The following is a 13,992-nucleotide window of genomic DNA, read 5'->3' as shown; positions in this document are numbered from 1 at the left end:
CCGGCATGACCGCGCCGTTTGTCTACGACGGAGCAATGAACGGCAACGTCTTCCTGGCCTATGTCGAGCAGGTGTTGCTGTCGACCCTTCAGCCCGGGGATATTGTCGTCATGGACAATTTGCCCGCACATAAAGCAGCCGGGGTGCGCGATGCCATCGAGCGCATGGGTGCAAAGCTCATGTTCCTGCCGCCCTACAGCCCCGACTTCAACCCCATTGAGAACGCCTTCTCAAAATTGAAGGCCATGTTGCGGGCTCGGGCAGAGAGAAAGATCGATGCCTTGTGGGACGCGGTCGGCGCATTGATGCCCCGCTTCACGCCGACAGAATGCGCAAACTACTTCAGGGCTGCTGGATATGACCCGGATTGAACAGGATCTGCTCTAGACGTTTAGATCATCACATATGACCGGACGAGTTACACTATTTCCGGACGCATATCGCCATGAGAGCGGACAGGGATCCCTGAATATCCAATAGAATCAGGATAGCCACCGACGATGCCGGCGAATAGACGGACCGCGGACTGCGCGCTCTGATCACGCGTGGTTCCAGCTCCGTTCGCCCTGGGTGAAGCGCAGTGTCGAAAACACTCGGTAAAGCGCTTTAGACCCGAGCAACGCCGCTACTTGATGGCCGTCGACCTCGTCCAGCATCACAAAGGAACGTTAGAATAGTTGACAACCGCCGAAAGAGGGCTGGAAGCGGTTCGGGGCAGGTCGGAACTACGGGTCCTTCATTTTATGGTAAACAATTGATTAACGCCCTTTGCCCTGTCTTAGCGTCCACGATGCAAGTAATGATGCACGACGCTGCGAACTCAGGCCCTACCTGCGAACTAAAACAAATGTAAGACCCGAAGCGAAGTGTAGTATTTTAATTCACATATATTTATATCGCAGCGGATATACACAAACGATACTGTCTTACCGATTCCGCGAATGGACTCGAACGCCAATCCTTGAGGTTGGCTGAGGCGCGGTAAAAGGACCGAGTCTTCTTGGGTGAAGGCCACGTCATTCCTTTTCGCAGTCTTCCGACAAGGATTGGCCGTTGTTTCCTTCTTCCCGGATCTTCAATCCCTGGGGCACCATCGATGTGGCGACAGGTGATGGTGACAATGGGTTTGGAACCGCCAAGTGAGCTGGAGCTCAGTATAATCCGTTCGCCCGCGCGGATGCTCGTAGAGCTGGCTCGGTTTGTCTGAACAGTTTCGGGCGTCTCGTTAAGTGGATTTCCGCCTCGATTATTTCGCCACCATCTTGCTGGTGACAACTATCTTGGGATCACAAGGTATTTGGCCGAACTAAGTTTCGAGCGGCTCGCTAGTGAACGTTGAAGAGTTTCCGTTGAGTGGACGCACGCACGGCGTTTTGCAGCATGCTTATTCCATAAGTGTTGTCTCTCCCCTCGATCGAGGCTCTGACAAAGGGATGATCAATGTTTAGAAAACTCCCTGCTCCGTTTTCCTTCTCGAACGTCAGTGCTCGTTCGATGACGCCTAGAATGCAATCTAACGCATCACGGTGAGGATCGGATGGCTTGTTGGGAAACAGATGCGCCTGAAGTGCGGCCATTTTTCTTACAGTGTCGATGTCTCCGACATCCAGCCACACCCGAAGCACGCGGACGGCGTTGTCCAACCTCCAGGAATCTGGATTGATTCTTCGTTCCACTCGAGCCTCCTGAGCAAGATTCAGCTTTGACGATGCGATGACCGATCGGCCGGCGCAAGCCTGTGACGCGCGAGCACTGGAGATAGCGGATCTGAATCACGCCGGTTTTACTGGAGGCCATAGCTTCAGCTCGAGCGGTCGGGCTTGGTCTCTATACCGCACTTGAGGGCTTGGAATTCGATATCGATGCGGTCATGCGGACGCCGTTGCTGAACCACGACATGGTGGCTCCGAAGAGGAGAATCGTCGCGGCGCCGTCGCTAGTGCCAGACGAGAACCCGAGCGTTCTGGCGCGGCCGGCTATCCTTTCAACTGCATCCCGGCGATGAACGCTCCAGTGGGCCGGTTTCGTAGGGCACGACGAAATCAGACTTCAGTTCGGTGAATGTCCTCCGGCCTCCACGGAAGGTCTGCGCGGTGACAAACGGCGCGTCCGGCACCTTGAAACGGGATCTCAGCCTGAAGGCGTTCAGGCTGTAACTTATCACGTCCTCCGTCAGTGTCTGAGCAAGTACCGCCACTCCTCGGGGCTGACCCCGAGAATCTTCCAGAATACCCGCGAGAGATGTCTGCCGTCGTAAAACCCGCTTTGCGCCGCTATCTCGTTCAACGAGCCTCGGGTCGATCGAAGCAGCAGCATCGCTCGCTCTATCCTGCGCTCCGCCAGCCAGATGTCCGGGCGAACGCCGACCGAGCGTTCGAAGGCAATATTGAATTCGGAAATGGTGAGCGAGCACTCGGCTGCCAGCGATGCAGTAGATATCGCGCCGTCGAGGTTGGCAGCGATCATTTCCTTCACCTTTTTTTGCTGACCGAGCGATAGCTTCGCTCCAATCAGGCGAGGCACTGAAGAACCGATCCCATATCTCCGCAGGACATATGCCGCGGTAGCCGCGGTAACATGATCCACGAATAGCTGGTTGGCCTCGTTGGGACGGTCGAAGGCCTGAAGCAGCGACTTTCCGAGGTTCCAGATGACATGATCGCTCGCACCGACGAGGGGATCATTGTTGAAGTGCTGGACATGGGCGAGACCCTCTGTGTCCGCGATCTCGTCCAGCGAGTGGCGGGGGAGATAGAAATTTAACTGGTGGATTGGGCAGACCCGATGCCCAACCCAGCGGGTTCTGAGGTCGAAGATGGAAACGGCTCCTGCCGCCAATGGCTGAGCCTCAACAGGGCGTCCGTCGCTCCAAAGGATTCTCTTCGGCCAGTCCCTTAGCTGCAGCATGACGAGGATGGCGTCCTCGTTCTCGACAGGTGCCGTAAGAACGTTGTCCGCGATATCGCATCTGATTTGCGTGACGGCGATGCTACTTCTTTTCAGACTTGTTCTCGTCAGGAAAGACCGAGCAGCCTGTGCGTTGAGCGCGCTTGCAAGGTTGGCCCCATAGGCGCCACGAGCGTTCATTCCGTTCTTCTACCTCTCGAGTTGGGCGTTGGTTCGGACAACCAGAAAATAGCAAGGCACTCCGAGCGAGGATTGATGGTTTGGGACATGAATCACGCAGGCCTCAGCTTCCGAACCTCCGATTGAATCGGCTCTTCAAAGGGCGGAAGTCCTTTGAAGAGATTGGCGCCGATCCCGAGGAAGAAGGCGGCCCAGAGCAGGCATGGAGAGTAGCTGCCGCCCGCATCTCTCAGGATCGCGAAGAACAGCGGAGAAAGAGCGACTCCGACCAGGAAGCCGGAATAGAGGACACCCACGATCCTGCCGTACGCTGCCGGCCCGAAGTAGCGCGACACCAGGTAGGCGATGAGGTCGAGCTCGGCGCCTAGTGTCAGACCGACGAGCACGGCACTCAACGGAATCCAGTCGCCGCCCAGACTGAACAGCACGACAAACCCGAGCGAACTGCCGAGCATGATGACAGCGGCGACCGTAGGCGCGAACACCCGATCGATAATGAGGCCAGTCAGCAGACGTCCGAGGACCAACGAAATCCCAAGGAAGCTCGATGCAGCCGAAGCGTGGGCGACGGCGTACCCGTTGTCGACAAGCATCGGGACAAAGTGAACCACAACGCCTCCGCTCGCCAGCGCAACACAGAAGAATGCGGCGAGCATCCGACGGAAGGTCGAATCGTTCCAAGGGATACTTTCCCGAGGCAGATGGCGCCGCGTCGCTGCCTCGGGAAACCGCATCTTCGTGATGACGAGGAAGCAGAGCATGACAGGTATCGCCCCAATCATCATGACGGCGAGCGTGACATAGCCCATTCGCCAGCCGCTCCCATTGACGACATGCCCGAGAAGAAATGGAGCGATAGTGCCTGAAAGGCCAATACCCATCATCGCAACTCCGAGTGCGGTGCCGCGCCTTCTCTCGAACGATGTCACAAGCAGATGGGAAAGAGTGACCGGTCCGCATGCGGAACCAAGGAGCGCCATCGCCCCCATGATCGCCAAGAATATTGCGATCGACGGCCCCATCGAACTCAGCGCGAAGTACCCCAGCGCCCCAAAGCCGAGACCGCCGACGATGAGTGGACTAGCCCCAAACCGTGTCAGGGCTGAGCCTACGAACGGAGCGCTGATGGCGCTGCATATTGTGAGGACAGTTATTCCCGCTGATATGGACGTTCTCTCCCAGCCGAATTCCGCCTGAAGCGGCCCCATGAAGAGGCCGATGGTGTATGGCGGCAGGGAGTGAACACCGATTGCATTGCCGAGCAACGCTGCCGTCAGCGGTGGCCATCCACGTCGAAATTCGCTCCCACCCATCGCGTATGCTCCATCGCCCGCATGTTCGACTTCAGCGTGTCGCAAACGAGTACCGCGTTATTGAAGGAATGGGGCACGGCTGGAAGTATGCGGACAAGTTGCGCGGGTCTTTAACCCCTCGAGATCGGGAGACGCATCGTTCGGGATCGTGTCCCTAACACACAAAGGAAGTCGCTTGTTCAAAATACAATCTGGATTTCATTTCCCAGAATGATGCCAGCTATCACAGGCAATCCGTCGCATGGTCCGTCATTTCTGGAGACGATATCCTCTCTCGCTTCCCTGCGTGCTCTCCGCGGCTGCCGCAATATGGGTCCTCAGCGCGTCCGACCCAGCGCGGGTCCAGCCGTACCCAACGCAGACCGAAGCGTCGTCTTCGGAATAAGCTCTCCGGCCATCCGAAAGGACGGGTCGGAGAGCTTGAGTATTCTCGATACCGCGCAGCCTCTGCAAGCGAGCTGCACCGACTATGATCAATGCCCGGTCAGCTTAACGGGCCTCCTGCTCGATTTCTGGCGGCATTTCACATGGAGAAACCAATGAGTTCTGCAAGCGCAGGCACAACCACCATGACCTCGTATCGCGTGAACGAGTTCGGAGGTCCCGAGGTAATCAGAGCAGAGGTTCTCCCTCTCGATGAACCCGGCGCGGGCGAAATGCGCGTCCGTATCAAGGCGATCGGTGTCGGCCCTTGGGATAGCTGGATCAGATCCGGCAAAAGCGCGCTGCCGCAACCCCTGCCCCTTACACTTGGATCCGACTACTCCGGTGTCGTGGATGCTCTCGGGCTGGACGTGAAAGGATTCAAGCCGGGAGATGCCGTTTACGGTGTGACCAACGAAAGATTTACTGGAGCCTATTCGGACTACGCGATCGTCAAGGCCGCCATGGGCGGGCACAAGCCCGTCACCATCGGCGACGTCGAGGCCGCATCGGTGCCAGTCATCGCCGTCACGGCGAAGCAGGCGCTCTTTCAGCATGCTCGTCTGACGGCGAGCCAGACCGTACTGATCCATGGAGCAGCGGGCAGCGTCGGCGCCTTCGCGGTCCAGCTCGCACGCAGGGCCAAGCTTAAGATCATCGCGACCTGTGCGACCGAGGATGTGGACTACGTGAAGGGCCTCGGTGCGAACCTTGTGATCGACTACAAGAAACAGAAGTTCGACGAAGCGACCGATGGTGTCGATGCGGTGATCGATCTCGTCGGAGGCGAGACACAGCTCCGTTCCTTCGGTGTCGTTCGACGCGGCGGCTACCTGATCTCCGCAGTCTCCAAGCCCGACGAGGAGCTGGCCGCCAAGCTGGGCATCCATGCCTCGTTCTTCCTCGTCGCCGTCACCACTGGAGAGCTGGTGGACATCTCAGCCGCCATCGACAGCGGCGAACTTGAGACCCGCTTAGGCAAGGTTCTTCCACTCTCGAAGGCGACTGAAGCCCACGAGATGCTCGAAGGGACACGCCCGCGAGGCAAGGGCAAGATAGTCATGACGGTCGAATAGATCGGTCACCTCGACTCACGTCAATGTGGCTCGATCCCAACAAGATTGTGCAGACGGTTCAATAGGTACGAGACATTCGAATTTAAGACAGTCGGACCCGATGAAGGAGGATCACATGTACTTCTATAAATCCGTCATAGCATGTGCCGTTACCCTGGCATTTTCAGGCCCGGTTCACGCCCACGACGCTAAGGGAGAGACCGTTTCCCAGGCGTTTCTTGAGAAGATCCCAAACATACCTGGAAAGAGCCTGCGCGCCTTCGTCGTGGAATACGCACCCGGCGGCACGTCGCCGTCGCACACGCATGACAAGTCCGCATTTATCTTCGCGTACGTCCTGGAAGGAGCGATCCGCAGCCAAGTCGACGACGGTCCCGTCCATGTGTTCAAGGTTGGCGAGAACTGGTTCGAGGTGCCGGGAGCGCACCACCGGGTGAGCGAAAATGCCAGCAAGACGAAGCCTGCGAAACTGCTGGCGGTTTTCGTTCTCGACAGCGATGCAACTCATCCGACCACGCCTGACGCTGAATGAGGCCGAGAGAATGGAGATCGAGCAGATGAGATCGCGAAAGGACCCAGTCGACATCCTCCGGCGTTATTTGGAGAATCCGGCACATCCCGAAGCGGTGCACGAGCTGGTGGCCAACGATGCCGTGCATCTTTCGATAAACGATCAGAACCCGGAACTGGAAAAGGTTCTGCCGTGGGCCGGCAGAAATCATGGACCGCAAGGGTTCCTCGACGCCCATTCCCGGATGTTCCGCTACATCCGGAACGAAGAGTTCGTCGTCGAGACCATATTTGGGTCGGGCGGAAACGTCGCCGCGTTCGGCACGGTGAAGCAGTGCTCGAACACGCTCTCGAAGTCGACATCCTCGCCGTTCTCCGTGTGGGCGAAAGGCGCGGCTGGCAAAATCGTCTTCCTCCAGTATCTTGAGGACAGCTACGCCACCGCGCTGTCGTTCAAGTCGGAGGGGTTCTGGACGGTTCATGCCGATCCGGAGGGAAAACCCTATGATGTCCGTTGAGCTTCGGGCGGGAGGGCCACATCGGTGAGCGCTGCGAGCGAAGTCGGCGGCGCGAAAACGATCAATGGGGCCTTCGGCAAGGATCTGGGAAGGCCGATCGGCGTGACAGAGGCGCCTGTGCTTGTGAGCTCCCTGCTCGGGAACTCGGAGATCGCAGTCACGAAGTTGATCTGCTCGGGCAATCCGGAGATGAGCGACGTCTTTCCCTATGAAGATGCATGGCTCGTATCAACGCAGGCCGAGGACTGCCCAGACCACGAACTCTGGGTCGATGGCAGGTCGTGCGGCAGGGAACCTCTGCCGACCGGAACGTCAAGCATATACGATCTGCGCCGAGAGCTTCGGGTCAGGCCGCGAAGCTCGTCCCACAGCTACATCTATCACCTTCCGCGATCGATGCTGGACTTCATCACCGACGACATGGGCGCGCCACGCATTGCGGAGCTTGCGCACCCAGCAGGATCTTCCGCCGATGACGCGACACTTAACAATCTGATGATAGCACTGCGACCATGCTTCGAGGAACCCGCCAGCTTCCCGCGGCTTTTCGTCGAGCAGATCACGCTCGCCGCCGCCGTCCACATCTGCGTGCGGTACGGGCGGCTGGAGGAGCGAAGCATCGCTGTCAGCCGGGGCCTTGCGCCATTGCAGATGAGGCGGGCGCTGGAACTGATGGATTCGCGCATCGAGAGCGACGTTTCAGTCTTAGAAGTGGCAAGGGAGTGCTCCGCCTCTGTATCCCATTTCGGCCGCGCGTTCAGCCGCACAATGGGCGAGACACCGCAGCAGTGGCTGCTGCGACGAAGGATCAGGCACGCATGCTTCCTTATGCGGGACCGTTCCCTCTCGCTGGCCGATATCGGGGCGCGCTGCGGGTTTGCGGATCACGCCCACTTCGCCCGCACCTTTCTGCGGATCACTGGCGACAGGCCCCGCGACTGGCGATCGTCTATCAGACCGCTTTCGGCGGACTGAGAAACCGGAAATCCTTCAGTCCTCGCAGTCCGCCCCCAGCTTGCGATAAAGATCGGCATCAAGCCGAAGCTTCGTCGTGTCCAATGCGATGCGAATAGCGTGTCGTGAAACCGCCCTTTCAGGGCGATCATCAGTATGGCCATCGACGACCGCATCCCTTGGTCATGCGGCGGGCGGCGCCATGTCCAAAGGAAACGGAAAATGAGCGAACGTATTCTGATCATCGGCGCTGGCTTCGCCGGAATGTGGGCGGCTTTAAGTGCAGTCAGGCTTCTTGACGAGCAAGGCAAGGCCGACGGTGCTGTAGAGGTGGCGTTGATCGCCCCGCAACCCGATCTCCATGTCCGGCCGCGGCTCTACGAAGAGCATGCGGCGAAGATGAGCGCTCCCCTGAGCGAGATATTCAAGAACGTGGGTGTTCGCTTCATTCAGGGCCATGTTGCTTCCATATCGACCGACCGAAACCGCGTGACCTTTCTCGACGACGAAGGCCGCGAGATGGAGATCGCCTTCAGCAAGCTCGTGCTCGCGACTGGCAGTAAGCTGTTCCGGCCTGACATTCCCGGTCTGGAACAGCATGCCTTCAATGTCGATCAGCTTGCCGATGCCGCCATCCTCGAAGAACACCTCTCCGAACTGCACGAGCTTCCCGAAAGCCCCGCAAGGAACACCGTCATCGTCGCGGGAGGCGGCTTCACCGGTATCGAGACTGCGGCCGAAATGCCGCATAGGCTGCGCACTGCGCTGGGCGAGGATGCCGCCGTCAGAGTAGTTATCGTTGAGCGCAACGACGCGATCGGGCCCGACCTCGGACCTGGCCCGCGTCCGGTCATCGAGCAGGCGCTTTCCGAACTCGGCGTTGAGACGCGGCTTGGTGCGGGGATCATCGCGGTCGACGCCCGAGGCGTGACGCTATCGTCCGGCGAGCGTATCGACGCGGCGACGGTCGTGTGGACTGCAGGAGTCCGCGCCAACCCGCTGACGAAACAGATCGAAGCTGAACGCGACGCTGTCGGACGGCTGCACGTCGACCGCAATTTGAAGGTCGTCGGCCACGCCGACGTCTACGCGACCGGGGATGTCGCCTATGCCGCGACCGACGACCTCGGAAATTACGCAATGATGTCCTGCCAGCATGCGATGAACCTCGGACGTTCGGCGGGCAACAACGTCGCCGCTGGCCTTCTCGGTGTCGAGCCGATCCCTTACAGCCAACCGAAGTACGTGACCTGCCTCGACCTTGGCCCATGGGGTGCGGTCTACACCGAGGGCTGGGATCGACAGGTCATGCTGAAGGGTGCCGAAGCGAAAGAGCTGAAGACGAAGATAAACACGATGTGGATCTACCCGCCGAGTGCCGACCGCAAGGCCGCTCTCGAAGCGGCCGATCCCCGACGCATAGTGGTAGCTTGAGCACGCTCCTCCCGATGCGGCCCGGTTCTACAACCCGTGCCCGATCATTCAAGAATTTACATGTCTCCTCGTGCATAGTGTGAATGTCGCGACACCGTGCCTCTCCCGCACGAGATGGCAGCCGCCGCTAACCCCTCGGCAACGACTGCCAAACGACGAGCCCGCTCCGCGCTTCCTCCCCCCAGGAACGGGCTCGTCTTTCTCTGTTCTCAGCGCCTCCTTGAAAAATTTCGCTCGGTATTGAACGATGTGGACGCAAAATCCAGACCTCGTCCGAAACGAAGTTGCAAGCGCAGATCGGCGTCGTAAGATCAGATCCGTTAGGGAGCCGCTCCATGACTGACGCAGGTGCATATGGTGAAAACCTCGGTTCGCGTTTCGAACTTCAGAACGTCCCGACAGTGCTGTCCCGGAACCTGAAGCGGGAAAATCTTGCCCTTACCGAAATCAAGGGCAGCGCGCCGTCCCCGTTCCCAAGCAAGTCCATTCCGCGAGAGACGGCCTACCTCGTGGCGCTTCAGTTGCGCGACTACCCCACGCATCGCTACTGGGAGGATGGCAGGCAGTATCCGGTGCAAGATCTTCGTCAGGGCCAGAGCCTCGTGTACGATCTGCAGCGCGATCCCGTTGTGCTGTTAGACAAGCCCTTCCACTCGGTGCACTTCTACCTGCCGTCGGACGTGCTCGACAAGGTCGCCGAGGAGGCCTGCGCCCCCAAGATCAGCGAACTGGTCTACAAGCCGGGCTTCGGCTACGACGACCCGACGATGGCGAGCCTGATGACGGCTGCGGCGACCGCCTTCGCCAACCCGGACGAGGTTCCTCAGCTCTTCGTTGATCACATCTCCCTTGCGATGGCCTCCCACGTCGCATCGACCTACGGAGGGCTATCGCCCGGAGGCAAGGTCTCCAAAGGCGGTCTCGCGCCATGGCAGCGCAAGCGGGCCACGGAACTGATCGAGTCGCGGCTCGATGGTGCTCTGGAGCTCGAGGCGCTCGCGAGGGAATGCGGACTGTCGAAGAGGCACTTCTGCCGGGCCTTTCGACAGACTACAGGCCAGTCTCCACACGAATGGTTCCAACTACGCCGACTGGACCACGCCAAGGAACTGTTGCTTGACAAGGGCAAATCCCTCGCCGAAGTCGGCATCCTCAGCGGCTTCTCCGATCAAAGCCACTTCACTCGAGTCTTCATGCAGTACGTCGGAACAACTCCGGGTGTCTGGCGCAGAAACCGTTGTGAATGATTCTGGTCAATGTTGCCAACGGGCATTTCCGCCATCTTTCCGACGGCTGCGATCGAGCACCCGTCGATCCCGTCTTTCCGCAACAACGTTTCGGCCGCGGCCAGGATGCGGGCGCGCGCTTCCCTGCTTCTTCTTTGCTGAGGCTCCAGCCTTGGCGTGGTCTCGCCCCCGTCGATGTACGTCATGCTTCACTTCGTCTGAACGAAGACGATCTATCATGACGGGCACGCCGCTGTCATGCGGCTGGGTCAGGTCCGGGTGATCGTCGCCCCGCCATCGACGAGCATTGCGGTACCCGTGATGAAGGCCGAGTCGTCCGAAGCGAGGAACAGTGCCGCGCCTGCAAGCTCTTCGGGACGCCCCAGACGCTTGAGCGCGCTCATGTTGACCATGAATACCTCCTTGTCCGGCGTGTCGTTCATCTCGTGATACATCGACGTCTCGATCGCTCCCGGGAGTATTGCATTCACCCGGATGTTCTTCGGACCGTATTCCGTCGCGAGCGTCTGGGTCAGTCCGACGAGCCCCGACTTGCTGGCGGCATAGGCTGCCGTGCCGGGAATTCCGAAGCTCGAGCCGACGATCGTGCAAGTGAAGATCACCGAGCCGCCGGCCGACGCCGCCATGCGCGGGATCTGCGTTCTCGCTGCGATGAAGGACGCCGTGAGATTGACGGAAAGCGCCTTCTCGAAACCCTCCTTTGATACAATCTCGGAAGGACCCGCTTCGCCGATCGTTCCGGCATTGTTGAACGCCACGTCTAGCCCACCGAACCGGGTGAAGGCCGTTTCCACCAGTGTTCGCGCATAGTCTTCGTCAGCGACATCGCCAGCGACCATCGCGGCGACACCGCCGAGGGCTTCAATTTCGGAGACCAGCGCCTGCAGCTCCGAATGGCGCCGGGCGCCGACGACGACCATCGCGCCCTCTGCAGCGAACCTCTTGGCCGTCGCGCGGCCGATGCCTGCGCTGGCACCCGTGACGATGGCAACTTTTCCCGCAAGCCGTCTCATCTGCTTTCCTTTCAAATCAGGATGAAGTCGAGACCGATAGAAGCGCCGGCGGGCGCGTCCCTTCTATCACCATCGACGCATTCCTTGAACGGTCGGGCCGCACCTCACCTGGGTCGCAGTGCTTGGCGGTCGAAGCGTTCCAAACACGTCTCTTCGATACAATTCGATCGGGGGTCGGCGTGGCATCCTCCTTCTCGTTCCCCCAGCCGTGCTGCCCAAGGCACGGAAGCAGACGAGCCAGCCGCGGGCACGATCTGCGAACTGACCTGCCGAGATCTCAGCCACCTCGGCAGGTCCCTTTTCGGGACCGCAGCATCGACACCAAGGAGATACAAATGCCGAAAACTCGCTCGAACGAGCCGCGGCGGCAGTCTTCAGGCAGCTTCGTGGGACTGGCCATCGTCGCTCGCATGCTGATGCTGATGGCGGGACTTTTCGTCCGTGGCGATCTGACCGGAGGTCGCGATCTTCAAGCCCGAGTCTACGAGCCTACCCCCGAACGGCCTGCGGCGAAGTAGGTAGTTGCGACGGCGGTACCGCCTGCGACAGAACGGCACATTCCGGGCGTAGCCTTTAAACATATATGGCAGATGTATGTTTAAGGGCGTAAGTCCCCTCATCGACCCAGTCAGTCAGAACGGAGATCATCATGTCGAACCAGTTGAGTGAAGAAACCAAGTCGATCGTAAGAGCTACCGTGCCCGCGCTCGCGGCACACGGCACGACGATCACCGCAGCAATGTACAGGCGCCTGTTCGAGGATCCGGCAGTCCGCGACATGTTCAATCAAGCAAACCAGGGCGATGACGGACGGCAGACCAAGGCGCTTGCCCATGCGATCCTTGCCTACGCTCAGAACATCGACAATCTCTCAGTCCTTGGTCCGGCAGTCGAACGCATCGCCCAGAAGCATGTCGGCCTGCACATCCTTCCGGAGCATTATCCCCATGTGGCGACGGCCTTGCTCGGGGCCATCAAGGAAGTACTCGGCGAGGCGGCGACCGATGAGATCCTTGCCGCTTGGGGAGAAGCCTTCTGGTTCCTCGCCAACATCCTGATCGGCCGCGAAAAGCAGATCTACGACCACCTCAGGGGATCTGTCGGCGGCTGGAATGGATGGCGCAAGTTCAAGATCGCTGCGAAGCGCCGGGAGAGCGATATCATCACCTCCTTCGTCCTGCAGCCGCTTGACGGCGGCCCGGTGGTCGGCCACCGCCCCGGCCAATACCTGACCTTCAAATTCGATGTGCCCGGCCTTCCGCCGCAGCGCCGCAACTACAGCATCTCTTCGTCGCCGAATGGCATGACCTATCGTATCTCCGTGAAGCGCGAGCAGAACGGCACCGTCTCCAGGCATCTGCACGACCGGGTCAACGAAGGAGACGTGATCGATGTGGCGCCGCCGACAGGCGACTTCCATCTGCCCGAACGCCCGGAGCGCCCGGTCGTCCTTCTCAGCGGCGGCGTCGGCCTCACTCCGATGGTCAGCATGCTGGAAACGATCGTCGACAGCGGGGTCGAACATCCGGTCCACTACGTCCACGGCGCCCAGGACGGTCGCGTGCATGCGATGGGCGACCATGTCCGCCAACTCGTCGACGGCCGCGCGCACCTGAAGGCTGCGATCTTCTACGGCACTCCGCATGAACTCGACGAGCGCGGCGTGCATTTCGATCACGACGGCCACATCACCATCGACTGGCTCGCCGCGAATACGCCGCTTCAGGATGCCGACTTCTATCTCTGCGGCCCGAAGCCGTTCCTGGCGGTATTTGTAAACGGCCTCCTGCAGGCGGGTGTCGCGCAGGAACGCATCCATTTCGAGTTCTTCGGCCCCGCCGACGACTTGGCTGCTGCGTGAACTCGTGCGCGGGGCGGACAGACATCCGCCCCGCATTTGATTCATACCCAAGATATCTTATAGAGGTGGGAGACCTGCCACCCCAACGAGACCAGAAATGCGGCTCACTGTCTATTCCGACTATGCACTGCGGTTGATGATGTACCTCGCGCTCAACGGCGAGCGTCTTTCGACGATCTCCGAGATCGCTGACGCCTACGACATCTCCAGGGCGCATCTGATGAAGATCACTCATGAACTCGGGCTCAAAGGATTCATCGAGACGGTGCGCGGGCGCCAAGGTGGAATGCGGCTCGCGCGCGACGCAGCAAAGATCGGCATCGGCGACATCGTCAGGGCGTCGGAGCCGGATTTCGCAATCGTACCATGCATGGAGGAAGGCGCCGAAAGAGTCTGTGTCATCCAGCCGGCCTGCGTCCTGAAGCGCGCACTCGCCTCGGCTGCCGCCGCATTTCTGGACGTCCTAGACGGCTACACGCTGGCCGACCTGACGAGGCCATCGGTACCACTTCGAAATCTGCTTGCGCTTCCGGACTTTCCGATGGCGACAGCTTGA

General features: G+C 59.6%; 15 protein-coding genes. 11 read left to right on the top strand and 4 right to left on the bottom strand.

The genetic code is table 11. From position 1 onward, the window contains the following. Positions 1 to 371: transposase (locus AC1D2R_RS29290; protein ID WP_477972970.1), on the top strand; the 371-nt coding region annotated here is incomplete at its 5' end. A 954-nt stretch (positions 372 to 1,325) separates the two neighbouring features. Here AC1D2R_RS29290 and AC1D2R_RS29285 read toward each other — a convergent pair. From AC1D2R_RS29285 to AC1D2R_RS29275, 3 genes are all read right to left on the bottom strand, one after another. Continuing rightward, entirely contained in the window at positions 1,326 to 1,676 is a 351-nt protein-coding gene (locus AC1D2R_RS29285; protein ID WP_477972968.1) for a hypothetical protein, read from the bottom strand. A 496-nt stretch (positions 1,677 to 2,172) separates the two neighbouring features. After that, complete coding sequence (locus AC1D2R_RS29280) at positions 2,173 to 3,087, bottom strand: helix-turn-helix domain-containing protein (protein ID WP_477972966.1); 915 nt, start codon at positions 3,085 to 3,087, stop codon at positions 2,173 to 2,175. A gap of 92 nt (positions 3,088 to 3,179) precedes the next feature. Continuing rightward, positions 3,180 to 4,400, bottom strand: a complete 1,221-nt coding sequence (locus tag AC1D2R_RS29275; protein WP_477972964.1) for an MFS transporter — start codon at positions 4,398 to 4,400, stop codon at positions 3,180 to 3,182. 539 nt (positions 4,401 to 4,939) lie between these two features. Between AC1D2R_RS29275 and AC1D2R_RS29270 the strand changes: the two genes are divergently transcribed. The 7 genes from AC1D2R_RS29270 to AC1D2R_RS29240 all read left to right on the top strand — a co-directional run bounded on the left by AC1D2R_RS29270 (position 4,940) and on the right by AC1D2R_RS29240 (position 10,783). Further along, entirely contained in the window at positions 4,940 to 5,899 is a 960-nt protein-coding gene (locus AC1D2R_RS29270; RefSeq protein ID WP_477972962.1) for an NADP-dependent oxidoreductase, read from the top strand. A gap of 115 nt (positions 5,900 to 6,014) precedes the next feature. After that, on the top strand, positions 6,015 to 6,431 hold the full coding sequence (locus AC1D2R_RS29265; RefSeq protein WP_056822859.1) for a cupin domain-containing protein: 417 nt from the start codon (positions 6,015 to 6,017) through the stop codon (positions 6,429 to 6,431). Positions 6,432 to 6,456: 25 nt separating this feature from the next. Further along, positions 6,457 to 6,927 carry a nuclear transport factor 2 family protein gene (locus tag AC1D2R_RS29260; protein WP_477972960.1) on the top strand — a complete coding sequence of 157 codons (471 nt, stop codon included), beginning with the start codon at positions 6,457 to 6,459 and terminating at the stop codon, positions 6,925 to 6,927. A gap of 24 nt (positions 6,928 to 6,951) precedes the next feature. Continuing rightward, positions 6,952 to 7,902: a helix-turn-helix domain-containing protein gene (locus tag AC1D2R_RS29255; RefSeq protein ID WP_477972958.1), complete on the top strand. Its 951-nt coding sequence runs from the start codon at positions 6,952 to 6,954 to the stop codon at positions 7,900 to 7,902. 201 nt (positions 7,903 to 8,103) lie between these two features. After that, positions 8,104 to 9,315 carry an NAD(P)/FAD-dependent oxidoreductase gene (locus tag AC1D2R_RS29250; RefSeq protein WP_477972956.1) on the top strand — a complete coding sequence of 404 codons (1,212 nt, stop codon included), beginning with the start codon at positions 8,104 to 8,106 and terminating at the stop codon, positions 9,313 to 9,315. A gap of 335 nt (positions 9,316 to 9,650) precedes the next feature. Continuing rightward, positions 9,651 to 10,562: a helix-turn-helix domain-containing protein gene (locus AC1D2R_RS29245; protein WP_056822845.1), complete on the top strand. Its 912-nt coding sequence runs from the start codon at positions 9,651 to 9,653 to the stop codon at positions 10,560 to 10,562. Continuing rightward, the gene (locus AC1D2R_RS29240) at positions 10,559 to 10,783 is read left to right on the top strand and encodes a hypothetical protein (RefSeq protein WP_477972954.1); all 225 of its coding nucleotides are present in this window, start codon (positions 10,559 to 10,561) and stop codon (positions 10,781 to 10,783) included. Before AC1D2R_RS29245 ends, AC1D2R_RS29240 begins: the two co-directional genes overlap by 4 nt. A gap of 27 nt (positions 10,784 to 10,810) precedes the next feature. Here the strand turns inward: AC1D2R_RS29240 and AC1D2R_RS29235 are convergent, their stop codons facing one another. After that, entirely contained in the window at positions 10,811 to 11,575 is a 765-nt protein-coding gene (locus tag AC1D2R_RS29235; protein WP_477972952.1) for an SDR family oxidoreductase, read from the bottom strand. A gap of 335 nt (positions 11,576 to 11,910) precedes the next feature. Here AC1D2R_RS29235 and AC1D2R_RS29230 point away from each other — a divergent pair, with 335 nt between their 5' ends. The 3 genes from AC1D2R_RS29230 to AC1D2R_RS29220 all read left to right on the top strand — a co-directional run bounded on the left by AC1D2R_RS29230 (position 11,911) and on the right by AC1D2R_RS29220 (position 13,992). Next, positions 11,911 to 12,093 (top strand): hypothetical protein, encoded by a 183-nt coding sequence (locus AC1D2R_RS29230; protein WP_477972950.1) that lies wholly within the window; start codon positions 11,911 to 11,913, stop codon positions 12,091 to 12,093. A gap of 131 nt (positions 12,094 to 12,224) precedes the next feature. Further along, entirely contained in the window at positions 12,225 to 13,436 is a 1,212-nt protein-coding gene (gene hmpA / locus AC1D2R_RS29225) for an NO-inducible flavohemoprotein (protein WP_477972948.1), read from the top strand. Between the two features lie 97 nt (positions 13,437 to 13,533). After that, entirely contained in the window at positions 13,534 to 13,992 is a 459-nt protein-coding gene (locus tag AC1D2R_RS29220; RefSeq protein ID WP_477972946.1) for an RrF2 family transcriptional regulator, read from the top strand.

This window comes from Rhizobium sp. P1_C7, assembly GCF_056406295.1.
Note: the sequence above shows the minus strand (reverse complement) of the source record. Positions and strands in the feature narration are given on the sequence as shown.